Consider the following 7,082-nt stretch of genomic DNA (forward strand, 5'->3'; position numbering starts at 1 on the left):
GCGGGCGCCGGTGTGGCGTTGTCAGCGGCGGCATCCGTCGCCGACTGAGCGGCGACCTCTGCGGCCTCGGTGGACGGCACGGCGTCGTTCGACGCGGGTGCCGACTGGTCCTGGGGGTTGTCTTCGTTCATGGTGTGTGCTCCTTCGACGACCATTTCAGAATGACGCCTGTATCTGTGCGTTCCTTATGCCGAAGATGAGTTTCAGCTATGGCCTTAGCCTGTTCTTCATGAGTGTCATTCCCGGCGCATGGCGTCGTACAGCAGCGGGTGCAGGTCTGCTCGCTGCGGACGGAACCGTCGCGCCCACCATCTTCGCAGAGATGTCGGCAGCAGCGGCCCGAACCGGAGCGATCAATCTCGGTCAGGGTTTCCCCGACGAAGACGGTCCCGCAGCGGTGCTGGAGGCGGCGCGACAGGCCATCGCAGATGGAGCGAACCAATATCCTCCCGGTCGCGGAACCCCGGATCTCCTCGACGCCATCAGCGCTCATCAGCGTCGCTTCTACGGGTTGACCGTCGATCCCACACGCGAGGTGATCGTGACGGCCGGGGCGACGGAAGCGCTGACCGCGACCCTGCTGGCGCTGATCGACAGCCCGGACGACGAGGTGGTCGTGTTCGAGCCGTACTACGACTCCTACGCCGCAGCCGTGGCTCTCGCGGGGGCGCGCCTTCGCACCGTCCCGCTGCGGGCCCCGGACTTCCAGCCCGACCTCGACCGACTCGCGGCAGCGGTGACCGACCGCACCAGGATCATCCTGGTCAACGACCCGCACAATCCCACGGGCGCGGTGTTCGGGCGCGAGGTTCTCAGCGAGGTGGTGCGTCTGGCGGAGAGGCACGACGCGATCATCGTCACCGACGAGGTGTACGAGCACTTGGCCTTCCATGCGCCGCACACGCCGATCGCGACCCTCCCCGGAGCGGCCGAGCGCACACTGACCATCTCGTCCGCCGGCAAGACCTTCTCCACGACGGGATGGAAGATCGGCTGGGTGCACGGACCGGCCGCGCTCATCACGGCCGTGCTGACGGTGAAGCAGTACCTCACGTATGTGAACGGCTCCCCCTTCCAGCCTGCCATCGCTGTGGGGCTGCGGATGGACGACGCGTACTTCGCGGATGCGGCCGCCGCGCTCGCGCGAAAGCACGAGATCCTCGGAGCCGGGTTGAGGGAGGCCGGATTCACCGTGCACGCCCCGCAGGGCGGCTACTTCACCGTCGCCGATGCGACCGCACTGGGCGGCGCGGACGCCGCAGCGTTCTGCCGCGCTCTGCCGGAACGCGCGGGCGTCGTCGCGATCCCCCTTACGGCCTTCGTCTCCGAGGCGCACCGGGGCGAGTACTCGGGCCTGGTGCGCTTCGCGGCCTGCAAGCGCGTCGACGTGCTCGACGAGGCGGCTGCGCGTCTCGCAGGCTTCTCCGCCTGACCGCGGATCAGGAGGGAGCCCCGGGGGCGACCGCCCCGCCGGGGACGGTGTCACGCGGCACGACCGCGTAGCGCCGCACCCGCAGCGACGGGTTCGTCGCCCGCACGCGCGCGATCGTCTCCCCCTCCACCACGGCGACCGCGATCCCGGGAGCAGTGCCCACACCGGCGAGGATCACGCCCTGCGGATCGATGACCTGCGAATGTCCAACGCCGATCGGAGTCGGGTGGTCCGCGGCGATCACATAGACGGTGTTCTCGATCGCACGGGCGGCGAGCAGCGTGGTCCAGTGATGCTCCTTGAGCGGTCCTCTGACCCACTCCGCCGGCACGACGAGGGCGTCGGTCTGCGCATCGACGAGCGAACGGGCCACCTCGGGGAAGCGGAGGTCGTAGCAGGTCATGAGTCCGAAGCGCAGACCGCCGAGGTCAAAGGTGGCCGCTGGGCCCAGCTCACCCGGTTCGACCCAGTCGGACTCCCGCTGCCCGAATGCGTCGTACAGATGCTGCTTGCGGTACACGGCGAGTATGCCGTCGCCGCGCACCGCCACGACGGAGTTCCGCACCCGCTCACCGTCCGCGGCCCGCTCCGCGAGACCGGCGACGATCACGACGGCGTACTCGGCGGCCAGAGCGGCCAAGGTCGCGACGAACTCCCCATCGAGGTCCTCGGCGTTCGCCGCGAGGCTCTCGTCCAGAGGATCCACGAAGTAGCTCGAGTACTCCGGGAACACGACCAGCTTCGCACCACGCGCGGCGGCATCGGCCGTCAATTCGGCGATCCGCTCGCGGTTGTCGGCTCGGGATGCGGTGGGCGCGAACTGGCACACGGCGACGGGGACGGCTGCGATCTCGGACATGACTCCATCCTCTCGCATCGACACGCCCGGGACGTCGTCCCGATGCCCTCTCGATTCGACCGACTCCGGAATCCGTGATAAGTTACTTCTTGTGCCGCGGGGTGGAGCAGTTCGGTAGCTCGCCGGGCTCATAACCCGGAGGTCGCAGGTTCAAATCCTGTCCCCGCAACAAATGAAAGGCCCTCTGACTCGGAGAAATCCAGGTCAGGGGGCCTTTCGCTTTGCTTCGCGTGCGACGCACTCGATCGGATTCGATCGAGTGCGTCGCACCCGGCTCAGATCAGGTCGGCCACCAGACGTTCGATCCGGGCGCGGATGTCGTCCCGGATCGGTCGCACGGCGTCGATCCCCTGTCCGGCAGGATCGTCGAGCTCCCAGTCCTCATAGCGCTTTCCCGGGAAGAACGGGCAGGCATCGCCACAGCCCATCGTGATCACGACATCGGAGGCCTGCACGGCTTCGGTGGTCAGCACCTTGGGCGATTCCGCCGTGATGTCGACACCGAGCTCGGCCATGGCTTCCACCGCGACCGGGTTGATCTGATCCGCGGGCAGGGAACCGGCAGAGCGCACGTCGATCCGATCCCCCGCGATGTCACGCAGGAAACCCGCGGCCATCTGCGAGCGGCCGGCGTTGTGCACGCAGACGAAGAGGACGGAGGGCTTGACGGGTACGTCGGTCATCCGATGCTCCTCGCGGGCGTGCTGTCGGAATTCTCTGCGGCGTGATCGGCGGTTGCCGGAATCAACTCCATTCTCGCCCGAACCGTGCCGACCTGGACGAGGGGATTCCCACAGCAGCCGCCGCCTTCGCCATCGAAGTCACCCGATCCCCCGCAGACACCCGTCGCAGGCAGGGTGAGCTGCGTGCTCCGCGCGGCGATCAGGTCGCCCGCGAGCTGTGCGGCGACGCTGCGTGCCTGCTCGAATCCCGTGAGCGCCAGGAATGTGGGCGCACGCCCGTAGCTCTTCGCGCCGATGATATAGAAATCGTCTTCCGGCTGGGTGAGCTCGACCGCCCCTGTCGCCCCGACCGACCCGCAGGAGTGGACGTTCGGGTCGATGTCCGCGGCGATGCCGGCCACCGCCTCCAGAGTGGGGTCCCATGCCACACGCACCTCCGAGAGCATGCCGAGGTCGGGACGGAACCCCGTCAAGGCGAACACGTGCGAGACGCCCCTCACCGCACCTCCGCTGTCCGCAATGATCGTGAGACCCTCTTCGTCCGCGCGGAACTCCGCGACGCGGAAGCCCTGGATGACATCGACGAGACCGGACTCGATGACTTTTCGAGCCCGCGCGCCCAGCGCCGCGCGCTCGGGAAGCGCATCGCCCGTTGCGCCACCGAGCAGGCGGGACGCCGCCTTTCCCCGGCGCATCAGCCATGAGACCCGTGTACCGGGGTGTCGTCGCGCCAACGCGGTCAGGCGCAGCACGGTGTGCATGGCGGAGTGCCCGGACCCGATGACGACCACGTGCCGCCCGGCCTGGGCCGTGACATCATCCGGAATCCGGTAGGAGATATGCGAGGCGAAGCCTGTCTCGCCGATCGCGGGGAGCCCCTCGGCTCCGGCCGGATTGGGGCGCCCCCAGGTACCGCTCGCATCCACGACGGCACGTGCACCGATCCGGAGTTCTTCGCCATCCGCGCCGATCGCATGAACGACGAAGGGCTGTCCTGCGCGACCGCTCTCGACCACACGGTCCCGCCCCTTGCGCGCGACGCCGGTGACCGTCGTCGAGTAGCGGACCCGCTCCCCCAGCACATCAGCGAGGGGCGCGAGATACCGCACGATCCACTCCGCGCCGGTCGGATACCCGTCCGTCGGAGCGGTCCATCCCGAGGGTTCCAGCAGGCGACGGGAGGCCGCATCGGTCAGCTCGGGCCAGCGGGAGAACAAGCGCACGTGCCCCCACTCGGAGACCGCGGTGGCGGGGCCCGACCCACGTTCCAACACGATCACATCGCACCCGCGCTCGGTGAGGTGTGCGGCGACGGCCAGCCCCTGGGGGCCTGCGCCGATGACGACGACGGGAAGCTCGGACATCACGTTCCTTACATTGATGAACTTCGATATGACCACAGTGCGTGATCTATCGATGTTTGTCAATACGTGGGTAGCATGGTCCTATGACCTTCCCTGCCACGATCGACGCCGGCACCTCCTGCTGCGTACCGCGCATCACCTCGACCATCAGCACCGAGGAAGCCGAGAGGGTGGCGCGCGTGTTCAAGGCGCTGGGAGATCCGACCCGCGTGCGTCTGCTCTCCCTCATCGCCGCCGGTGACGGCGGGGAGGCGTGCATCTGCGATCTCACGGAGCCCGTCGGGCTCTCTCAGGGCACCGTTTCTCACCACATGAAGCTCCTCTCCGACGCGGGACTCGTCAGGCGCGAGCAGCGTGGACGTTGGGCGTACTTCTCCCTCGACGTCGAGGCCATCGACGCCGCCTCCGCCGCACTTCGGCCCGCCTGACCGAGGAAGGGCCACCGGAGAGACGCGAATGGGCGCCCCCGGAGGGACGCCCATTCGATGCGGATGTCTCGAATCAGTTGCCTGCGGCGGAGTCGAGCTCGATCAGCTTCTGCACCGCTGCGGTGAGGCGCTCGTCCGCCTCGGCGAACTTCGCGAGGTCTCCCGCCTTCAGTGCCGTCTCACGGTCGACCAAGGCAGACTGCGCAGCCGCCAGCGCCTCCGCCTCGGCCCCCGTGGGCTGCGTGGGCTCCGTCGTCGGCACCTCGCCGGTATCGGGCACCTGAGCGTCCGGATCAGGTTCGACCGTGTCATCGCCGCCGGTTGCACCGGAGTCACCGCCGAAGAGGGTATCGAGGGCTTCGGTGAGCGTGTTCTCGAAGGCCACGCGGTCACCGAAGGCGACCAGCACCTTCTGCAGTCGAGGCAGCTGCGTCCCCTCGGACGACTGCACGTACACGGGCTGCACGTAGAGCAGACCGCCACCGACGGGCAGTGTCAGCAGGTTGCCGTAGATGACCTCGGACTCCCCCTGCTGCAGCAGGTTGAGCTGAGGCACCACGGACGTGTCCGAGTTGTAGGTGTTCTGCACCTGACCGGGGCCGGGGACGGTCGTGTCGGTGTCGATCTCGAGCATGCGCAGCTGGCCGTAACCTTCTGCCTTCTTGCCCTTCTCCGAGCCGGCGTCCGAATCGACCGCGAGGTAGCCCATCAGCACGTCACGGCTTCCACCCGCGCCCTGCGAGTTCGGGATGAACGTCGAGAACATCGAGAATCTCGGAGTGTCCTGCCCCGGCATCTGCATGGTCAGGTAATACGGCGGCTGCAGCATCGATTCGCTGCGCGGGTCGTTCGGCGTCTGCCACCGGTTGTCCTGCTGGGCGAACGATCCGGCCTTGTCGACGTGGTAGACCCCGAGGATGTCACGCTGCACCTTGAACAGGTCGGTCGGGTAGCGCACGTGGCTCATGAGCTCGCCGGACATCTCGCTGATCGGCTTCACCGTCGACGGGTAGACCTTCTGCCAGGTCTTCAGCACCGGGTCCTCGTCGTCCCACGCGTAGAGCGTCACGGAGCCGTCGTAGGCGTCGACCGTCGCCTTGACCGAGTTGCGGATGTAGTTGATGTCGTCGATGGCGAGCGTCGGCGACGGGATGTTGGAGTCGGCGATCGCATCCGACAGGCTCACGCTCGTCGAGTACGGGTACGTCTGACTCGTGGTGTAGCCGTCGACGATCCAGACGATGCGGCCGTCCACCACGCTCGGGTACGGGTCGCTGTCGAGCTCGAGGTACGGCGCCACCTTCTGGACGCGCGTCTTGGGATCGCGGTCGTAGAGGATCTGCGAGTCCTCGTTCACCAGGTTCGAGAACAGGATCTGCTCGGACTGGAACTTCAGCGCGTAGAGGAGCTTCGTGAACGTGTCACCGATCTTCGGACCACCGTTCCCCTCGAACGTGGTCTTCGTCTCGCTCGAGCCGTCCTTGCCGCGCGGGTAGTCGATCTCCGCAGGCTCCGACCCCTCGGGGGCGCCGACGATCGAGTACTCGGGCGAGTTCTCGCCGAAGTACACGCGCGGCTCGAAGTTCTCGCGATCCGACAGGAACCCGGAGGTGGGGATGCCGCGCTCGAGGAACACCGGTTCGCCGTCCGTGGTGCGCTGGTTTCCGGCGGCTGCGACGAGGCCGTAGCCGTGGGTGTAGACCGCGACGCGGTTGTTCCAGTTGTCGCCGTCGCCGAGTCCGGACATGTCGAGGTCGCGCACGGAAACCACGGTGTCCTGCATCTTCCCGTCGATCTCGTACCGGTCGACGTCCATCGTCGTCTGGAACTGGTAGTACCCGCGGTACTGCTCGAGCTGGCGTACCGTCGGCGGGATGACCTTCGGGTCCATGATGCGCGTCGAGGCGGTGGTCTCGGCGTCGGCGCGCAGCTGCCCCGCCTCTGCGTCGGTCTTGGCGGCGAAGGGCGTGGTCTCGAGGTCCGCGACCCCGTACGCCTCCTTCGTGCCGTCGATGTTCCGCTGGTAGTACTCGGCCTGGTAGGCGTTCTGGTTCGGCTTCACCTGGAAGGTGGTGACCACCCACGGGTATCCCACGCCGACGACGAGCGACGCCACGATGAGCAGCGCCGTCGCGGCCAGCGGGAAGCGCCAGCGGCCGATGACGGCGGTGACGAAGAAGAGGATCGCGACGACGGCGGCGATGATCGCGAGGATAGCGAGACCCGGGATCGTCGCGTTCACGCCCGTGTACGCCGCGCCCGTGATGCGGTCGTCGGGCTCGACGAGCGTCTTGTACTGATCGAGCCAGAGGCTCC

Annotated in this window: 6 protein-coding genes and 1 tRNA gene; 3 read left to right on the forward strand and 4 right to left on the reverse strand. The window is 67.6% G+C overall.

Going from position 1 to position 7,082, the window contains the following annotated elements:
* Positions 1–229: 229 nt before the first annotated feature.
* Positions 230–1,432: an aminotransferase class I/II-fold pyridoxal phosphate-dependent enzyme gene (locus L687_RS34270; protein WP_021200355.1), complete on the forward strand. Its 1,203-nt coding sequence runs from the start codon at positions 230–232 to the stop codon at positions 1,430–1,432.
* A gap of 7 nt (positions 1,433–1,439) precedes the next feature.
* Here the strand turns inward: L687_RS34270 and L687_RS34275 are convergent, their stop codons facing one another.
* A complete protein-coding gene (locus L687_RS34275) occupies positions 1,440–2,291 on the reverse strand; it encodes a carbon-nitrogen hydrolase family protein (RefSeq protein WP_021200356.1) in 852 nt (283 codons plus the stop codon).
* 95 nt (positions 2,292–2,386) lie between these two features.
* Here L687_RS34275 and L687_RS34280 point away from each other — a divergent pair.
* A tRNA-Met gene (locus tag L687_RS34280) sits at positions 2,387–2,460 on the forward strand.
* 106 nt (positions 2,461–2,566) lie between these two features.
* On the opposite strand, the gene L687_RS34285 is transcribed toward L687_RS34280, so the two are convergent.
* Entirely contained in the window at positions 2,567–2,974 is a 408-nt protein-coding gene (locus L687_RS34285; RefSeq protein WP_021200357.1) for an arsenate reductase ArsC, read from the reverse strand.
* Entirely contained in the window at positions 2,971–4,338 is a 1,368-nt protein-coding gene (locus L687_RS34290) for an FAD-dependent oxidoreductase (RefSeq protein ID WP_021200358.1), read from the reverse strand. Before L687_RS34290 ends, L687_RS34285 begins: the two co-directional genes overlap by 4 nt.
* 83 nt (positions 4,339–4,421) lie before the next feature.
* Here L687_RS34290 and L687_RS34295 point away from each other — a divergent pair, with 83 nt between their 5' ends.
* The gene (locus L687_RS34295; RefSeq protein ID WP_021200359.1) at positions 4,422–4,766 is read left to right on the forward strand and encodes an ArsR/SmtB family transcription factor; all 345 of its coding nucleotides are present in this window, start codon (positions 4,422–4,424) and stop codon (positions 4,764–4,766) included.
* Positions 4,767–4,839: 73 nt separating this feature from the next.
* On the opposite strand, the gene L687_RS34300 is transcribed toward L687_RS34295, so the two are convergent.
* A partial coding sequence (locus L687_RS34300; protein WP_021200360.1) for a UPF0182 family membrane protein occupies positions 4,840–7,082 on the reverse strand: 2,243 nt, incomplete at its 5' end.

It is taken from the genome of Microbacterium maritypicum MF109 (genome assembly GCF_000455825.1).
Taxonomy (GTDB): domain Bacteria; phylum Actinomycetota; class Actinomycetes; order Actinomycetales; family Microbacteriaceae; genus Microbacterium; species Microbacterium maritypicum_A.